The 16,718-nt window shown below is 44.1% G+C and carries 13 protein-coding genes; 2 read left to right on the top strand and 11 right to left on the bottom strand.

Annotated features, from left to right (window positions below):
• Positions 1-35: 35 nt before the first annotated feature.
• Genes ftsX through prfB form a run of 3 tightly spaced genes read right to left on the bottom strand, consistent with a single transcriptional unit; the run spans position 36 to position 3,497 of the window.
• Positions 36-962: a permease-like cell division protein FtsX gene (gene ftsX, locus IEU85_RS00380; protein ID WP_188354284.1), complete on the bottom strand. Its 927-nt coding sequence runs from the start codon at positions 960-962 to the stop codon at positions 36-38.
• Positions 962-2,365, bottom strand: coding sequence for a cell division ATP-binding protein FtsE (gene ftsE, locus IEU85_RS00375; RefSeq protein WP_188354283.1), 1,404 nt, complete (start codon positions 2,363-2,365; stop codon positions 962-964). The genes ftsX and ftsE overlap by 1 nt, the downstream gene beginning before the upstream one ends.
• Before the next feature lie 13 nt (positions 2,366-2,378).
• Positions 2,379-3,497, bottom strand: coding sequence for a peptide chain release factor 2 (gene prfB, locus IEU85_RS00370; RefSeq protein ID WP_188354282.1), 1,119 nt, complete (start codon positions 3,495-3,497; stop codon positions 2,379-2,381).
• A gap of 203 nt (positions 3,498-3,700) precedes the next feature.
• On the opposite strand from prfB, the gene dapD reads away from it, so the two are divergent.
• A complete protein-coding gene (gene dapD, locus IEU85_RS00365; protein WP_188354281.1) occupies positions 3,701-4,678 on the top strand; it encodes a 2,3,4,5-tetrahydropyridine-2,6-dicarboxylate N-succinyltransferase in 978 nt (325 codons plus the stop codon).
• Between the two features lie 240 nt (positions 4,679-4,918).
• Here dapD and IEU85_RS00360 read toward each other — a convergent pair whose 3' ends face one another.
• A complete protein-coding gene (locus IEU85_RS00360; RefSeq protein ID WP_188354280.1) occupies positions 4,919-6,295 on the bottom strand; it encodes a citrate synthase in 1,377 nt (458 codons plus the stop codon).
• A 214-nt stretch (positions 6,296-6,509) separates the two neighbouring features.
• Positions 6,510-7,298, bottom strand: a complete 789-nt coding sequence (gene map / locus IEU85_RS00355; protein ID WP_188354279.1) for a type I methionyl aminopeptidase — start codon at positions 7,296-7,298, stop codon at positions 6,510-6,512.
• A gap of 199 nt (positions 7,299-7,497) precedes the next feature.
• On the opposite strand from map, the gene IEU85_RS00350 reads away from it, so the two are divergent.
• Positions 7,498-9,588, top strand: coding sequence for a M13 family metallopeptidase (locus IEU85_RS00350; protein WP_188354278.1), 2,091 nt, complete (start codon positions 7,498-7,500; stop codon positions 9,586-9,588).
• A gap of 35 nt (positions 9,589-9,623) precedes the next feature.
• Here the strand turns inward: IEU85_RS00350 and IEU85_RS00345 are convergent, their stop codons facing one another.
• From IEU85_RS00345 to IEU85_RS00320, 6 genes are all read right to left on the bottom strand, one after another.
• Entirely contained in the window at positions 9,624-10,232 is a 609-nt protein-coding gene (locus IEU85_RS00345; protein ID WP_229714654.1) for a single-stranded DNA-binding protein, read from the bottom strand.
• 150 nt (positions 10,233-10,382) lie between these two features.
• Positions 10,383-12,446 carry a glycoside hydrolase family 31 protein gene (locus IEU85_RS00340; protein ID WP_188354276.1) on the bottom strand — a complete coding sequence of 688 codons (2,064 nt, stop codon included), beginning with the start codon at positions 12,444-12,446 and terminating at the stop codon, positions 10,383-10,385.
• Positions 12,447-12,456: 10 nt separating this feature from the next.
• Positions 12,457-13,272 carry a carbohydrate ABC transporter permease gene (locus IEU85_RS00335; protein WP_188354275.1) on the bottom strand — a complete coding sequence of 272 codons (816 nt, stop codon included), beginning with the start codon at positions 13,270-13,272 and terminating at the stop codon, positions 12,457-12,459.
• On the bottom strand, positions 13,272-14,189 hold the full coding sequence (locus IEU85_RS00330) for a carbohydrate ABC transporter permease (protein WP_188354274.1): 918 nt from the start codon (positions 14,187-14,189) through the stop codon (positions 13,272-13,274). Before IEU85_RS00330 ends, IEU85_RS00335 begins: the two co-directional genes overlap by 1 nt.
• Before the next feature lie 70 nt (positions 14,190-14,259).
• The gene (locus IEU85_RS00325) at positions 14,260-15,426 is read right to left on the bottom strand and encodes an ABC transporter substrate-binding protein (protein WP_188354273.1); all 1,167 of its coding nucleotides are present in this window, start codon (positions 15,424-15,426) and stop codon (positions 14,260-14,262) included.
• 120 nt (positions 15,427-15,546) lie between these two features.
• Complete coding sequence (locus IEU85_RS00320; RefSeq protein WP_188354272.1) at positions 15,547-16,557, bottom strand: LacI family DNA-binding transcriptional regulator; 1,011 nt, start codon at positions 16,555-16,557, stop codon at positions 15,547-15,549.
• Positions 16,558-16,718: the final 161 nt, after the last annotated feature.

The raw sequence follows: 16,718 nt of genomic DNA, 5'->3' as shown, positions 1-16,718 counted from the left end.
GCTGACTACGTTTCATACGATACGCGTATGTTAACTTACGCTTTCAAATATCGACGCAATGAAATCGCAGAAACGACAACTGAAAGCAGTACTGCTCCCAGCACTAATCCAGGAGTGATCACAGCTACTGTACGCATTGTAATAAATGGCATCCAGGAAATTGTTTGCGCTAACCACCGTGTAATGAACACTTCTACCATGCCAGCGAGTACAGCTCCAGAAAGCAACGAGCCTAGGAATGCTGCTAACGCGCCTTCTAGTACGAATGGCAAGCGAATAACGAGATTAGAGGCACCAACAAAACGCATAATCTCAGTTTCATTGCGCCTAGAAGCTGCTGACATACGAATCGTGGTGCCCGTCAGAAGTACGGCAACGACAATCATAACTACTGCAAGAGCTACTGTTACTGCTGTTGCCCTGTTCAGTACGGCGAATACTGGGTCAAAAATCTGACGCTGGTCTTGTACATCTTCGACACCATTAACACCAGAAAGCACTTCTGAAACCTGTGTGTATTTTGAAGGATCAGTTAGCTGTAGTCGCAAAGAATCTTGCATATCAGCAGGAGTCATAGTACGACCTTGATACACGCCTCCTGGATACCGTTTGGTAAACGTGTTATCAAAAAATTCTTGACGAGAAACATAGCTGATATCAGAAGAAACTACTTTAGGAAGTTGTGTAGTAATAGTTTGCTCAATATCTACAATCTCTTCCTGCGTAGGCGCCTTGCCAGAAGCACAATTCGCAGACTGACTACTGCCATCCGGGCAAAGCCAAACCACTACCTCAACTTTGTCGTACCAATCACCTTTGGCCTGAGTGATTTGTGCTTGCATCAGCACAGAAGCACCAATAAATAGGAACGAAATAAATGTTACTAACATTACTGAAAGAATCATGGAACCATTTCTACGAATATTGGTCCATGTTTCTGAAAGTATAAAGCGAAATCGCATTATCGCTCCTCGTGATCTTGGTCTGAATGCTGCTCTTGTGGGGTATGTTGCTTAGTATCACCAGAATGCTGCACTGCCCCTCTATCTGCACTGTTGCCATCGTGATCACTGGCATCGTGCTGTTCACGCTGACTTGGAGCCTTAGGCGGCGCAGGCGGCATGAACTTCGCATGCTCTGCTGGAGCAGATGGAACAGCTGACGTAGACTGTGTAGTTGTACCATCCGTAGAAGCTACAGCGTCGGCATCATCGGAATGAGCTGGAGCTGATGCAGCACCAGTAGTATCCGTAGTATCTACAGTATCTTTGGCAGTTTTGTTGGCTTCTGTGGCTTCTTGCACATCTGAATTATTTCCAACAGTTGACTGCGCCTGATCAGCAACCCCAGAGCCTTCATGCAACTGATCGAGTTTAAGCCCTTTACCCCACGTTAAAGTATCTTCAAGAGATACAAATATTTCTCCGTAGCGACCTTTTCTACCAGTATGCACACTCTGGGCGAGCCTAGCAATGCCCTCATCTTGCTCCACTAACTGTGCAGCTTGAGCAACGGCTTGTACCGATCCCGTAACTTCTTGTTCGCGTGTAGGAAGGCTTCCTTTGGTATCGTTTGTCTCTCCATGAGCATCAGCAAGTACTTGTTTGCGCAAACTATGATCAACGCCAATAACGCGCTGTGCTTTTGCCTCAACCTCAGCATCTGGGAAGTAGCGAGTAGAATCATAGGATCCTTGACGCTCATCACGCACAATTTTGCCATTATGCAATTCGATTACACGCTTGCGCATCGAGTTCACAATTTCCTCATTATGCGTAGCCATCACAATAGTAGTGCCAGTGCGGTTAATAGCCTCCAACACTTCCATAATGCCCACAGAAGTCGTCGGATCCAAATTTCCTGTTGGCTCATCAGCAAGCAGTAGGCTTGGGTGATTCACATAAGCACGGGCAATAGCCACACGCTGCTGCTCACCGCCGGAAAGCTCTTGCGGTCTGCGATCTTCTTTGCCAGTAAGACCAACTGTTTCCAATACCTGCGGCACAAGCGTCTTAATAGTAGAACGCTTGGCACCAATCACTTCAAGAGCAAATGCTACATTTTCCCAAACTGTTTTATTGGGCAATAACTTGTAATCTTGAAATACGAATCCAATAGACCTGCGGTAATGTGGCACTTGGCGATTGCTCATACGGCGCAAATCATTGCCCGCGACGCGAATATCACCTTCAGTGGCTTGTTCTTCGTGCAACAACAAACGCAATAATGATGTTTTACCAGAGCCAGAAGCGCCTACTAAAAACACAAATTCACCACGCTCAATATCAAGCGAAATTGCATCAAGCGCTGGTCTTGAACCACGCGGATATATTTTGCTCACCTGATCGAGACTGATTAATGCCATAAGTACTCCTTACTTATGCCTCTTCTTGTTTGCGCTGCTGATGACGCCAACGAATACCCGCATCAATAAACCCATCGATATCGCCATCAAATACCGCTTGGGTTTGTGAAGTTTCATATCCAGTACGCAAATCTTTTACCATTTGATATGGGTGCAACACATATGAGCGCATCTGATCGCCCCAGCTGGCCTTAATATCGCCAGCAAGTTCTTTCTTTTTACGCGCTTCTTCTTCATGACGAATTACCAGCAATCGCGATTGCAGAACAGACATTGCTGCAGCACGATTTTGAATCTGGCTACGCTCATCTTGCATGGTAACCACAATGCCAGTTGGCAAATGCGTAATGCGTACAGCAGAATACGTAGTATTAACACCCTGACCACCTGGACCAGACGACATATAGGTATCTACACGAATATCAGTATCTGGAATATCAATATGATCTGTTGGCTCAACCAAAGGCACTACTTCAACAGCTGCAAAACTCGTTTGGCGCCTACTCTGATTATCAAATGGTGAAATACGAACCAAACGGTGTGTACCACCCTCTACTGAAAGACGACCGTACGCATATGGCGCATCCACTTGGAATGTTGCTGATTTAATACCTGCTTCTTCGGCATACGAGGTATCCATAACCTTAGCCTTGTAGCCGTGGCGCTCAGCCCAGCGTAAATACATACGCAACAACATTTGTGCCCAATCGGCAGCATCCACGCCGCCAGCACCAGAGCGAATAGTCACCACAGCACTACGCTCATCATATTCACCATCGAGTAGTGTTTGAATTTCAATATCAGCTAAAGTCTGATGCACTGCCTGGATTTCTGTTTGTGCCTCCGCAAGAGTTTCCTGATCAGCTTCTTCCCTACCAAGCTCAACCAAAGTTTCTACATCAGCAATACGAGAGGCAACTGTTGTTAAACGCTTCAGCTGGGATTCAGCAGCTGAAAGTTTACTAGTCACTTGTTGGGCATGATCTGGATCATCCCAAAGACCTGGCGCACTGGCTTCTTGCTCTAACTGCTTGATACGCTGCTGTAAATCATCGAGATCAATGGCTTTGGCAATAGTGTCATATGTTGCATGCAATGCGTTGATTTCTTGAGAAAAATCAAAATCTGCCATTATCTCCATACCTATCTTGAATTTGTGCGCCGCGTTTGGTGTGCAGCTGGCACGTATACAGCTTCTTACCCTAAGGCACAAATTGTACTGGTTAGTCGCAACAATAGGTATTCATTTTATAGAAAATCTTACACAGCTCTTGCAATAATCCATTATACTCATAGAGCGTAATGCACAACTTATGTGCGAATTGAGGAGGCAAAATGACACGAACCGCATGGGGCTGGGGACTTGCCAGCGTAGATGAGGCAGGCACTGTACTTGATGTATGGTATCCACAGCTTACCGTTGGTCAGGCTCCATCTGAGGGAGAACAACCAGCACATAGTTTTGGCGATCTTGCTTCGCAAACATTTGATGCCCGTGGTGTGAAACGTCAGCCTGTATTTACAGTCAGTGATTTCGATGAGCCTGTGCGCGATGCAGCTGATGCCTATTTGCGTTTACATGCATTGAGTATGCGTTTAGCATTGCCTAATAGCATCAATTTGGACGGAATTTTTGGCAGTTTAGCTAATGTAGTGTGGACCAATTGCGGACCATTCCCAGTAGCTAATTTTGCTAATCGTCGCCTTGAATTTATGGCAAGTATGGCTCGTGCAGGTCTGCCAGCAAATAACGTAACGGTGTTGGCTATCGATAAGATTCCACGCATGGTGGACTATGTGGTACCAACTGGCGTGCGTATTGCCAATGCTGATCGTGTGCGCTTGGGTGCGTATGTTGCTCCTGGAACAACGATTATGCATGAAGGTTTTATTAACTTTAATGCAGGTACCCTTGGCACATCCATGGTTGAAGGTCGTATTTCTCAGGGTGTTGTCGTTGGCGATGGTTCTGATATTGGCGGCGGTGCTTCCATTATGGGCACACTCTCTGGCGGCGGTAAGCATCGCGTCACTATTGGCGAGCACAGCTTGCTTGGCGCTAATGCTGGCATTGGTATTTCTTTGGGTGATCACTGCGTGGTTGAAGCTGGTTTGTATGTTACCGCTGGCACCAAAGTCACTCTATATGATAAGGAAAAGGTCGCTCAAGGGCTGCCACTTGAAATCGTTAAGGGTGCTGAGCTATCGGGAAAGAATAATATTCTCTTTATTCGCAATAGTGTTACTGGTGCTATTGAGGCTCGTCACCGTGCAAGTGGTATTGAATTAAATGCTGACTTGCATAAGAACTAATTGCTGGTACGGCTATTTCATCTGTGCTGAGCATATATAGCTACATTAGACGTAAATAGCTACCGTAAATAGCTACATTGAGCAATAGTCAAAAGGCATATAAAACTGGGCTTATAACGTGATGTTATAAGCCCTTTCGTATGTCTGCGCGCTAGCTTCCACTGATATGCCGCATGATGTATCGCGAATGCTGATTATCATGCCGATGATCACTATGCCATCACTACCGTGCTACCGTACTTATTCCGGTCGTTCACTTAATGGCACTACATGGCGTAATGGCTCACCGGTATACACCTGTCGCGGACGACCAATCTTGGTGGCAGGATCCGCCAGCAATTCCCGATATTGCGCAATCCAACCCGGAATACGACCAAGCGCAAATAATGTGGTAAACATTTGTGGATCGAATCCAATAATGCGATAAATAAGTCCTGTATAGAAGTCCACATTAGGATACAGATGCCGCGACACAAAATAGTCATCGTGCAATGCAATATCTTCTAATTCTAATGCCACATCAAGCAAGGCTTGCAGCTCTTGATTCTGCTCACCGCGGTCAGCCACAATGCGCTCTAAATAGCTTTTTGCAATAGCAGCCCTTGGATCATACGATTTATAGACGCGATGACCCAAACCAGAAATCTTACGACCTTCTTGTTTAGCTTGCTCTACATAATCACGAACCGTGCCGTCACTTTCTCGAATTGCTTGCAACTGACGCAATACACGCTCGTTAGCACCACCATGGAGCGGACCAGATAAGGCATTAATACCTGCGGCAACAGCAGCATACAAATTGGCATGAGCACTTCCAGCAATACGCACTACTGATGTAGAACAATTCTGCTCATGATCAGCGTGAATAATCAGCAACTTATCTAAAGCATCGACCATCAGCGGATCCGATTCATAATGCGTGTATGGCACAGCAAAACTCATGCGCAAAAAGTCATCAACATATCCGCGTGAATGATCAGGATACAGCAACGGCTCATTACGACTTCTACGGTGAATCAGTGACACAATGGTACGTACTTTTGCCATAATAATTGCAGAGGCTTCATGCAAACTATCTTCATCAATAGCAGTAGTGTCAGGGTAAAACGCTGCCAATGCATTGACTGCGGAAGCCAGCACACTCATTGGATGAGAAGATCTTGGGAAGGAGCCTAAAAACGCGCGAAAATCTTCACCAACCATCGTATTGCGTAAAATCCGCTCTCGAAAATCACCATATTCAAGGCGTGTTGGTAATTCGCCGCGTTGCAACAGCATAGCAACTTCAAGGAAGTTGGATTCTGCACAAAGCTCTTCAATAGGGTATCCACGATAGCGCAAAATTGAGTTTTTACCATCGATAAAGGTAATTTTTGACTCGCACTGTGCTGTGGTAAGGAATCCAGGGTCAAGCGTCACCCATCCATCATTGCGTAATCCTGACACCACAATGCCATCAGGACCTTGCGTCGCATGCACTACAGGCAATTGGTAGTCATGCCCAGCAATACTTAATTTTGCACGATCACTTTCACTAATATGAGATTGCGATGCAGACAATGCGCTATTAGCATTACTTGTGCTTTGCTTGTGTGTTGACTGTTCTTGACGCTCCATAACCATACGTTAGCGCACTTTAGGTTACAGTTATGTTGCACTGTCCACGTAGTAATACAATATGTCGCATACTGCATACTTATGCAGTTTTGATGTGTAGACATACATAATGTGCATAAATAACGTATGCAAAACGCGCACAGCCTTCACTGCGCGCGTTATCACTATTGTAACTTCGTTACTTAGTACTCTAAAATCTTAGTACTCTAAAATCTTAATGCTCCAAGAAAGAACGATCCGTTAAAATAATTGGATCTGCATCAGTAATAGCAATAGTGTGCTCACTATGAGCTCCACGAGAGCCATCTTCTGCCTTAAGCGTCCAACCATCTTGAGGATCTTGATAAATTTCGTCCGTAGTCTTTAAGAACCATGGCTCAATAGCAATTACCAAGCCTGGGCGTAAGCGATACCCGTGATGTGCTCTACCATCATTGGGCACATGAGGGTCGCCATGCATAATTCGACCAACACCATGCCCGCCAAATTCAAGATTGATTGGATAGCCGTATGAGCGAGCTACTTCACCAATCGCTGCTGAAATATCACCTAATCTATTGCCAGCACGAGCCTGATCAATTCCTGCGGCGAGCGCCTCCTGAGTACAGCGAATCAAACGCAAATCTTCAGGATCTTGATTCTGTCCGACGACGAAACTAATAGCAGAATCTGCCACCCAACCATCAACATTGATTGCTAAATCAAGGGAGAGTAAATCACCATCTTGTAGAGCATAATCATATGGCACACCGTGAAGTACTGCATCATTAACTGAGGTACAAATATAATGTGCAAACGGACCGGTACCAAAATCAGGAGCGTAATCAACATAGCAGGATTGTGCTCCTTGGCGGGACTCAATGCGACGGCGCACGAAGTCATCAATTTCCAGCAAGTTGGTTCCTACATGGGTCATCTCTTGCAAATCATGCAAAATAGAAGCAACAAAACGTCCTGCTGGTCGCATTGCTTCAATCTCTTGAGGTGTTTTTAGCTCAATCATATACACTCCCAAACTCATCGATACTTAAGAAACTGTATCTAGTGTGTGCTCTTACCGCGACATTCGCCAGCTGGCATAAGTATCAGCATACTCTGCCCAATACATCTATACAGTTTTATACTTTTATACTTTTATACTTGGGATTCAGTTTTTAGATTAAGCATAAGCACTTGTTGAGCGAAACGACTAGGCTAGAGCTATGGAACAAACACATACTCAATCACAGAACACGAATTCTGGTCTTGATCCAGCGTCGTTTTCTTCAGTAGTTAGTCCACAGGATGATTTTTTCCGCTATGTTAATGGCCCTTGGATTGACACCTACATCATGCCCGATGATCGTGCACGCTATGGTTCATTCGATGCTTTGGCAGAAGAAGCGGAACAGCATATCCGTGAAATTGTTGAAGATGAGCAATCCCCAGCAGTGAAATCTGCTGTATTGTACCGCTCATTTATGAATATCGAAGCAATTGAACAAGCAGGATTGCAGCCTATTGCCAGCGATTTGCAAGCTATTGACCATGCTGAAACTAAAGAGGAACTTACGCAAGTTCTTGGCGCTCTCAATCCTCAAGGCGGTCCTGATCTTATCGGTATGGCAGTGTTTGCTGACCCAGGACACCCACAAACCAATGTGCTGCATATTGTGCAAGATGGTTTAGGCTTACCTGATGAAGCCTATTATCGTGAAGATCGGTATGCGCCAGTACGCGAGTCTTATCAAGCCATGGTGGCAAAGCTGCTGCAATTAGCGCATTATGCAGATACTGACAATGATGCACTTGCTCAAGCTCAACAGTTTATTGATGTGGAAACACGGATTGCTGCACAGCATTGGGATGTTGTTGCCACTCGTGACGAGGATCGCACTTACAATCCTACGGATGGCAAGCAACTGCGTGAACAGCTCCAACACTTCAACCTAGAGGCTTGGGCCAATTCCTGGCAGCAAGCATACAATGCTACCGACACGGCAAAGCTCTTGCCAATAGACATGGATACCGTGCTTGATCATGCGATTGTGCATGAGCCTAGTTTTGTTACTGGAATTGATGCTTTCTGGCAGGATAGTGATCTTGCTGATCTTAAGCTTTGGGCACGAGTGCATACGCTTATTGCTTGGGCCGGATATTTAAGCCATGATTTTGATAGTGCTCGATTCAATTTCTACGGTAAAGTACTTTCTGGCACGGCTCAACAGCGTGACCGTTGGAAGCGCGCTGTATCCTTAGTCAATGGTTTGTGTGGTGAAGATGTGGGTCGAGAGTATGTGCGTAGGCACTTCCCACAGTCTTCTAAAGAGCATATGGAGCGTTTAGTTCAAAATTTGATTAACGCATATCGTATGTCTATTAGCGCTAGCGATTGGCTCAGCCCACAAACTCGTGAACAAGCACTGGAGAAACTGGCTAAGTTCCGCCCAATGATTGGATATACTAATCACTGGCGCGACTATAGCGCGCTAGATGTCAGCGATGCGTATACTCTGGTTGAGAATTTGCGTCACGCTTTTATCTACAGCGCTGGATTCCAATTGGCAAAAGCTGGTAAGCCTGTTGATCGTGAAGAATGGTTGATGAATCCACAGACTGTCAACGCTTACTACGAGCCAACAATGAATGTTATTGTGTTCCCTGCAGCAATTTTACAACCTCCATTCTTTAATCCTGACGCCGAAGATGCTGCTAATTATGGTGGTATTGGTGCTGTTATCGGTCATGAAATTGGTCATGGTTTTGACGATCAAGGCAGTAAATATGATGGCGATGGCGTATTACATGATTGGTGGACTGCGGAAGATAGATCTCGCTTTGAGGAACGCACTCGCGCATTAATCGAACAGTATAATGCCTTTGTGCCTCTCCAACTAGCACAAAAATATGCAGATGCAGGGCAAGCTGACCAAGCCCCTCATGTTAATGGCGCACTTACTATTGGCGAGAATATTGGCGATCTCGGCGGCGTTAATATCGCATTGAAAGCCTACGCTATCTCACTTGGAGCACAGTCCAACGATCCTCAAGATCTGCAAGCAGCATTAGAGCACGCGCCAATTATCGATGGGTTTACTGGTTTGCAACGCTTCTTCTTATCCTACGCTTCTATCTGGCGCGGTAAGAATCGCGATGAGCTTGCTGAGCAGTATCTACAAATTGACCCTCATTCACCTGCTGAGTTTAGAACCAATGGCATTGTGCGCAATGTGGATTTGTTCTATGAAGCATTCGCAGTAACACCAAATCATGCTATGTGGCTTGGACCATCTGAGCGAGTACATATTTGGTAACACATTTGTACTCTAGCAGTATGCGCTCTGTACTGCTAGATATCATGAGCCGCGGTGTCAAATTCTGATGCTGCGGCTTGTGTTATCTGCTCTTCATGCTCTTCACTACCTGAATGTTCAGCACTACTACTTGATGCATTGCTATCGAGCGCGGACGCTGACGGCGACTGCTCTACTGCTTGTGCAGTTGTTGTTTTACTGGCATGCTGGGCACGCTTAGTAAATACTGATACACCGCGATTCAAATCATGACCAATAGTATCTGCCAAAATCACCAAACCAGAATGCTGTACACCGTCTTTTTGCCACTGCTCACTTACTAAAGTGCCAGAAACTACAATAGGTTCTCCAACGTGCAGTGACTGCAATACGTTGGTAGCGAGTGACCAAAATGCTTTTACACGCACCCAAGTGGTTGGGAATTCTTGCCACTGCTGCGTAGCACGATTCCAATATCCTCCAGTGGAAGCCATGCGAAAACTAATACATGGCGTGCCACTTTCCTGAGCATACCTAGTTGGTATAGTGCCAACATTGCCGGATAATACGATAGTTGCCTGAGACGTTGCCATAATATCTTCTTTCCAAAACGCATACTTTGGCCCTAGTGCGCGGCGGAGCCATGGTTCACCACAAGAATCCATGATCTTGCGATGATCCAGGTCGCCGGACTCGGTACTTCCACTATGCGCTTGACAAGCAGCAAAGTCATCTTTTTTGTCGTTGGTGGACAAATATATACCCCCGAGCTAATACACAGTTCGGGGGTATCTTCACATTGAAACCTACACTTTCTACAATCCTAATAAATCATGGTGCTGGTTATTCCTTGCAAATACTGGAATAACATCTAATGGAGCATCAACCCTCACAGTGCTACCTCCAGCATATGAACGTCCAGTATGCAGATCAACCCAAACAGTACTGTTATCTCCCGGAAGATAAACATCTCGTTCACGAAGTGCATATTCAGTTATTGGGGCTACTAATAAATCTGGGCCAAACATATATTCATCGCTGATATCTACAGCAGCCTCATCATGTGGAAACTCAAAAAATAGACCACGAATAAGCGGCGTACCAGACTTATGAGCCTGCTCAAATAATTCTCGAGTATATGGTCGAAGTTTTTCACGTAGTTGGATATACTTCACTAAAATTTCTTCGACTTGTTTACCCATACTCCAAGGCTCATTGTCTGCTCCAGATGGAGAACGATGCTCACCCGTTGCAGTCGTAATAGTTTCCTTCATACTCCCGTCGGCAGCGAGCGCACTTCGATCCCCATGGTTACGCATTACAGGACTGAAACAAGAAAATTGCGCCCACCGTAAGAACAGTTCCCTAAATTGTTCGCTATTAATATCTCCGTCATGGAAACCGCCCATATCTGTCGTAAACCACGGAATACCAGCCATTCCCATATGAATAGCACATGTAATCTGTGCTCGTAAATCAGCAAATGTTGATCCTACATCGCCAGACCACACCAATGACGCATATCTCTGAGAACCAGCCCAAGCACAACGTGTTAAATTAACAATTTGTCCTTCACGCCCCAGAGCAATCTGCCCTTCATAGAAGCCTCGATTATATTCACGTGGGTAAATGTTACCAATCTGCAAATTAGAACCCGCATAATACCTATAGTTATCAAAGTCATATGAACCGTATTCAGGCTCAGCCTCATCCAGCCAGAACGCATCAACACCATTATTGACATAATTTCGTTTGCACAAATCCCAAACAAACTGTCGTGCTCTTGGATTCGTTGCATCGTAATATTGGCTTGGACCTTCGAACATCATCGAAAAATCTTCACCTTGTTCAGCTTTTATCAGCAGATTTTTTGATCTCATCTCATCATAGTTTTCAGATTCAAGAGAAACTTGTGGCCACACTGAAACCATGAGCTTAATACCAAGTTCGTGTAATCGTCGAGCCATGAGTTCTGGATTGGGCCAGAATTCTGGTTCAAAACGATAATCACCCATTTTCGGCCAGTGGAAAAAGTCCACAACAAGTACATCTAAAGGAATATTTCTCTTATGGAATTGCTCAGCTACATCTAGTACCTGCTGCTGGTTCCAATACCGTAACTTACACTGCCAAAAACCTAATCCCCATTCAGGCATCATCGGAGGGTGTCCTGTCGCATCAGCATATTGACTGATAATTTGCGAAGGCGAGTCTCCACAGGTAACCCAATAATCAATTTGTTCGCTCACCATTGCATGCCACGACGTGCGATTTTTCGCAAACGTTGCATCTCCAATTGCAGGATTGTTCCACAAAAAACCATAACCTTGTGATGAAACTACAAATGGCACAGAACTTTGCGAATTCCGATGCGCCAATTCAAATGTACTTCCCTTGAGGTCCATTACTGGTTGCTGGTATTCCCCCATACCATAGAGATGCTCATGTTCAGGCGTTTCAAATGAAACTGTAAGCTCATGACCTCCACCTTTAACATGTTTATAGTCTCGAGCTTTCAGCTGTAACGAACCCCCACCATCAATTTCTTTGAATAGCACAGTACCATCTGCTTTTTTAAATGTTAGCTCGCAGCGGTTGGTATTATATCCTGATGCATCATTGTGTTTTTCAGAGGCTCGAGCTTCAACAATAAGATTATTATTACGCAATATAGCAGTTTGTGTCTCCTCGCTATATTCAACAACAACTCGGCTTACATCAATATTGCAAGGTTCTAATGCGCCAATCCCTTCTTGTGGTTCATGCATCATCCTTGAACGCACACGAACACTGTTATCCCCCCAAGGTTCAATGCGTACATACTCTCCGCCGCCAGTCCAAGCAATAACATTATTAGTAGTATCTATAGTAAAAGCCATAACACAATCCTTAATCTTTAATTGCTCCAGCAGTTACTCCTGCAGCAACATATTTTTGAGCTACAATTAACAGCACTGCCGTTGGTATTGAAGCAACAACCGCAGTTGCCATCATCGGCCCCCATTCTTGGTTTTGCGCACCAATGTAGTCGTAGATGCCCATGGTGATTGGGCGTAATTTACCTCCACCAGAGTCGAGTGTTGAAGCAAACATAAAGTCTGACCAAGCCCACAAAAAGGCAAATAGTGCCGTTGTAACTATGGAATTTCTTGATAACGGAATAACAATTTTGGTAAAAATAGACCAATGTGAAGCTCCGTCAATTGCTGCAGCTTCAATGAGCGATTTCGGCATAGAGACCATATATGAAGTCAATAACATCACAGCAAAAGGCACAGCAATTGTTGAATCTGCTAATATAAGACCCCGCAGAGTATCTAGCATCCCAAGTTTATTAAAAATTTGATAGAACCCAAGCGCCATGACGACTGCAGGAATCATTTGTGCCAATACAAGAATGAAATTCACTGACCGTACTCCACCAATGTTCAAAATGCCAATGGCATATGAAGCAGGAAGCGCGATCAGTAACGTAACAAGAACACAGCTTATTGCAATAACTAATGATGTGCCCAAGTACGGCAGCTGATCTGATAACACTTCCTCATAGTGCTCAACGGTGAAATCAACAGGAATAATGGAGCCAGACCGAATCGAACGTCGCTGAGTGAATGAGATGTTAATCATCCAGTACACAGGGAATAACATTATGGCAGTTATCACGCAAGCAATCACAGTTTTATACCATGATGAACGATGTCTCATTATTGCTCCTCCTGACGTTGTGCCCAAAGATATACACATGCAAATACCAGCGCAATAAGAATCAAAATTGTCCCAACCGCTGAAGCTTGTGAATATTGGATAGTAGAAGAATGTCCTTTACCAAATGCCATCGCATAAGACCATGTTGCCAGTGTTTGAGAAGTCCCTGACCCTTGGGTCATAATCCAAATAATATCTACAGTTTTTAGCGTGTATACAAAACCAAGTAGCAAACAAATAAGTGTTACCGGTTTGAGGAGTGGAAATGTAATATTCCAAAAACGTTTCCAAGGGCCACAACCATCTAATGATGCTGCCTCGTATAGGTCATTATTGATATTTTGTAGGCCTGAATACAAAATAACCAGATTGAACGGTATACCTAACCAAATATTGGCAATAATTACAGCCCAAATCGAATGTGAAGACTGTAACCACCAAATAGGGTTGCCACCTAAAGCCACAATCAATTTATTTAATATGCCATTATCCGCGTCCATAATCCACTGCCAGGTAGTACCAGAAATCATCGGGGGCAATAGCCATGGCACTAAAAATAGACCACGTAAAAAATTCGATAGTTTGAAATTTTGGTTAAAAAACACAGCAAGAAGCAATCCAATTGAGTATTGGAAAATAATGGATAATACGACAAAAAGTAATGTTTGCCGAAGCGTGATCCAAAATTCAGTATTACTCAACAACTCCTTATAAATGTCAAACCCTACGAATGGTGCTTCACCCGTCACAAAACTCTTTCGAGTAAAATGATGTAGGCTCATAGAAATATTTTGAATGAGTGGAGCCACATAGAAGGCAATAAAATAAATGATAAGTGGAGCAATAAATCCTAAAGCAGCGATTGTCTTTTTTCGCGCTACTGTACTCTGTTGAGTATGTTGTGCAATTGATTTCATAATAACTCTCTTCGCGCCACTGTGAGTACAATGCGTACGCACAGTGGCATTCGTATCAATTCATAAATACTCAGCTATTGAGTGCAGTTTGAAGATTCTTTGAAAGAGTGGCAGAAATCTGCTCATATTCAAGCCCAACATCCGTAGTGCGACCTTGTGCAGATTCAACTGAATCGATCCATGGCATCCATTGTTCATTATCCTTTGCCTGGCTGTCACGAATAGATTTCTTTGCAGCAAGATATCCAAGTGTCTCGTTCGTCTTAGCCAAATTCTTATCACTGGTCATACAAGTAATTACTTGTGCTGCAGCCTTTACCTTGGTCTCTTGTTTCGTCTTATGCAGTGGCAACGTCGCAAGTTCTCCACCAGTAGGCACTGGAGCTACTCCGCCGTTTTTCGCAGGAATAGGAATTACTTTATATCCTTTTTCTTTTGCCGAAGCTGCTTGCCAAGAACCGTTTTCCGCAAATCCATATTCTCCTGTAAGGAATAGATCCCATGCTGCTGACTGATTATCCGTAGCAACAGACTTTGGCGCCCATCCTTGTTTGACCCAATTTGACACCAACTGTTGAGCCTCTTGTGCACTTTGAGAATCTGGCTTATCCAATTTTGCCCCAGCGCCCCAGAACCACGGCAAGAATTGGAAAACACCTTCTTCGCCAGTGATACCGGAGAATGTAATACCCTTAGCACCGGAATCTACAACTTGCTTAATAGCGGTATTTAAGCTATCCCAATCTGTAATACTTGATGGGTCTACTCCAGCTTTTTCAAGTATTTGTGGATTGTAATACAATCCAAGCGCATTTGACCCAAATGCTAATCCATATTGAACGCCATCAACAATACCCGGTCCTTCGATATTTTCGTCAAAGCCACTAGTATCAACTCCTGCGGCTTTAATATCTGTAATAAGACCAGCATCTACTGCCGTAGGCATAAATGGATTATCAAGCAGCACTACATCAGGCGCATTATCTTCTTTTACCGACGTAGTTAGATTATTGAGCACGTCATTTTGAGGCATTCCTTGTCTCTTTATCGTATAGCCTTCTGGAGCGCATGATTTTACATAGGTATCCCATGCATCACCGTCTGAATATTGAGGATAAGGATCCCAAAACTGAATTACCTTATCATCTGCTTTTGTAGATCCTCCACATCCAGCCATTGCAAGCACTAGGCAACTTGCAAGAGAACCTGAAATGATCAGCTTGACTTTACTATTCATGCTATCCTCCATTAGAATCTCTTCATTGAGTTCTATTTAACCGATTAAAACATTGTAACACCAACAATTGAACCGGTTAAATAAAGATTAACATAGAATCGAAAAAAGTCAAATACAACTTCAGTTTTTCTGTGACAACGAGCCTAAATCAGCAAAATTTGGCTTCACCAAAATTGTTTCAGTTCCCGTATTATGCTGCTGAATCTGGCGAACTAAAACATCCATAGCAGTATCAACAATAGCGTTGACATCGATAAAAAAAGACGTATATGGAATTTTCATGCCAGTTGCAATCTGATCAGGAACAACCGTAATTATTGAAATATCATCGGGCACTGCGAGCCCGCATCCTTGCATAACTTGCGGAGCAGCCAAAACAGCAGCATCATTGTGGATAATAAAAGCAGTAGCTTGAGGGTATCCGCATAAAGCCTCAGTTATTTCAGTAGAGGCCCCCAATGTCTCATCATTTGCATAAACAACCCTTAACACAATACCTACGGACTGAGCACACTCTAAAGCTTTTTGAAGAAAACGTACTGCATAATTCATCTGAATATCATATTGTTCCTGCGGCCAACCAATAAGAACAACTTCTTTGTGCCCAAAAGCAGCAAGGCGATGTATCATCATTTCAGCTGCATATTCAAAATCAGTATCTACATACGGCAAACCTTGGGTATTATCAGCTTTACCCAGAAGTACAACAGGTAACTTGAGCTGCTTAGCAGTTGCAATACGCGGATCATCATTAACAATATCCAGCAAGATTGCCCCAGCTATTTTTCTTCCTTCAACAGCATCCACAATAAGCTGCCTATCATTCTCACCAGTGAGCAACAGCGTGTCATACCCGAATTTACGAGCCGCATTTGAAAGGGCATACAAATAGGCTCCACGGGAAAGAGAGAAAAAATTACCGCTACGGTAGGGCGCAACAATTGCTATGGTATTTGTTTTCGCTGTTGCAAGTGCTCGGGCAGTGTGATTAACAGAGTAACCTAGCTTTTTCATCGCCTTTTGTACACGCTTTGTTGTCTGTTCTGAGATAGCATTACTACCTGATAGCACATAGGAAACTGTCGCTTTTGAAACACCAGCTTCCTTGGCAACATCCTGAATAGTAACCACAACTTCCTCCTCAATTCAGACAATCGCTCATAAAGCATTTACGAACGTAAGCCATCTTCAGCGATAGTCATTCACACTAAGGCTACGGTACAACACCCAGTCTACCGAAAGAAAAGTTCCTCGAACCAAATACGATTCGAGGAACTTCACTCATCCAAAAA

Origin of the sequence: Galliscardovia ingluviei (assembly GCF_014635685.1) — a bacterium.
Lineage (GTDB): Bacteria > Actinomycetota > Actinomycetes > Actinomycetales > Bifidobacteriaceae > Galliscardovia > Galliscardovia ingluviei.
The sequence above is the reverse complement of the archived record's forward strand: the minus strand, read 5'-3'. Positions and strand labels throughout refer to the sequence as shown.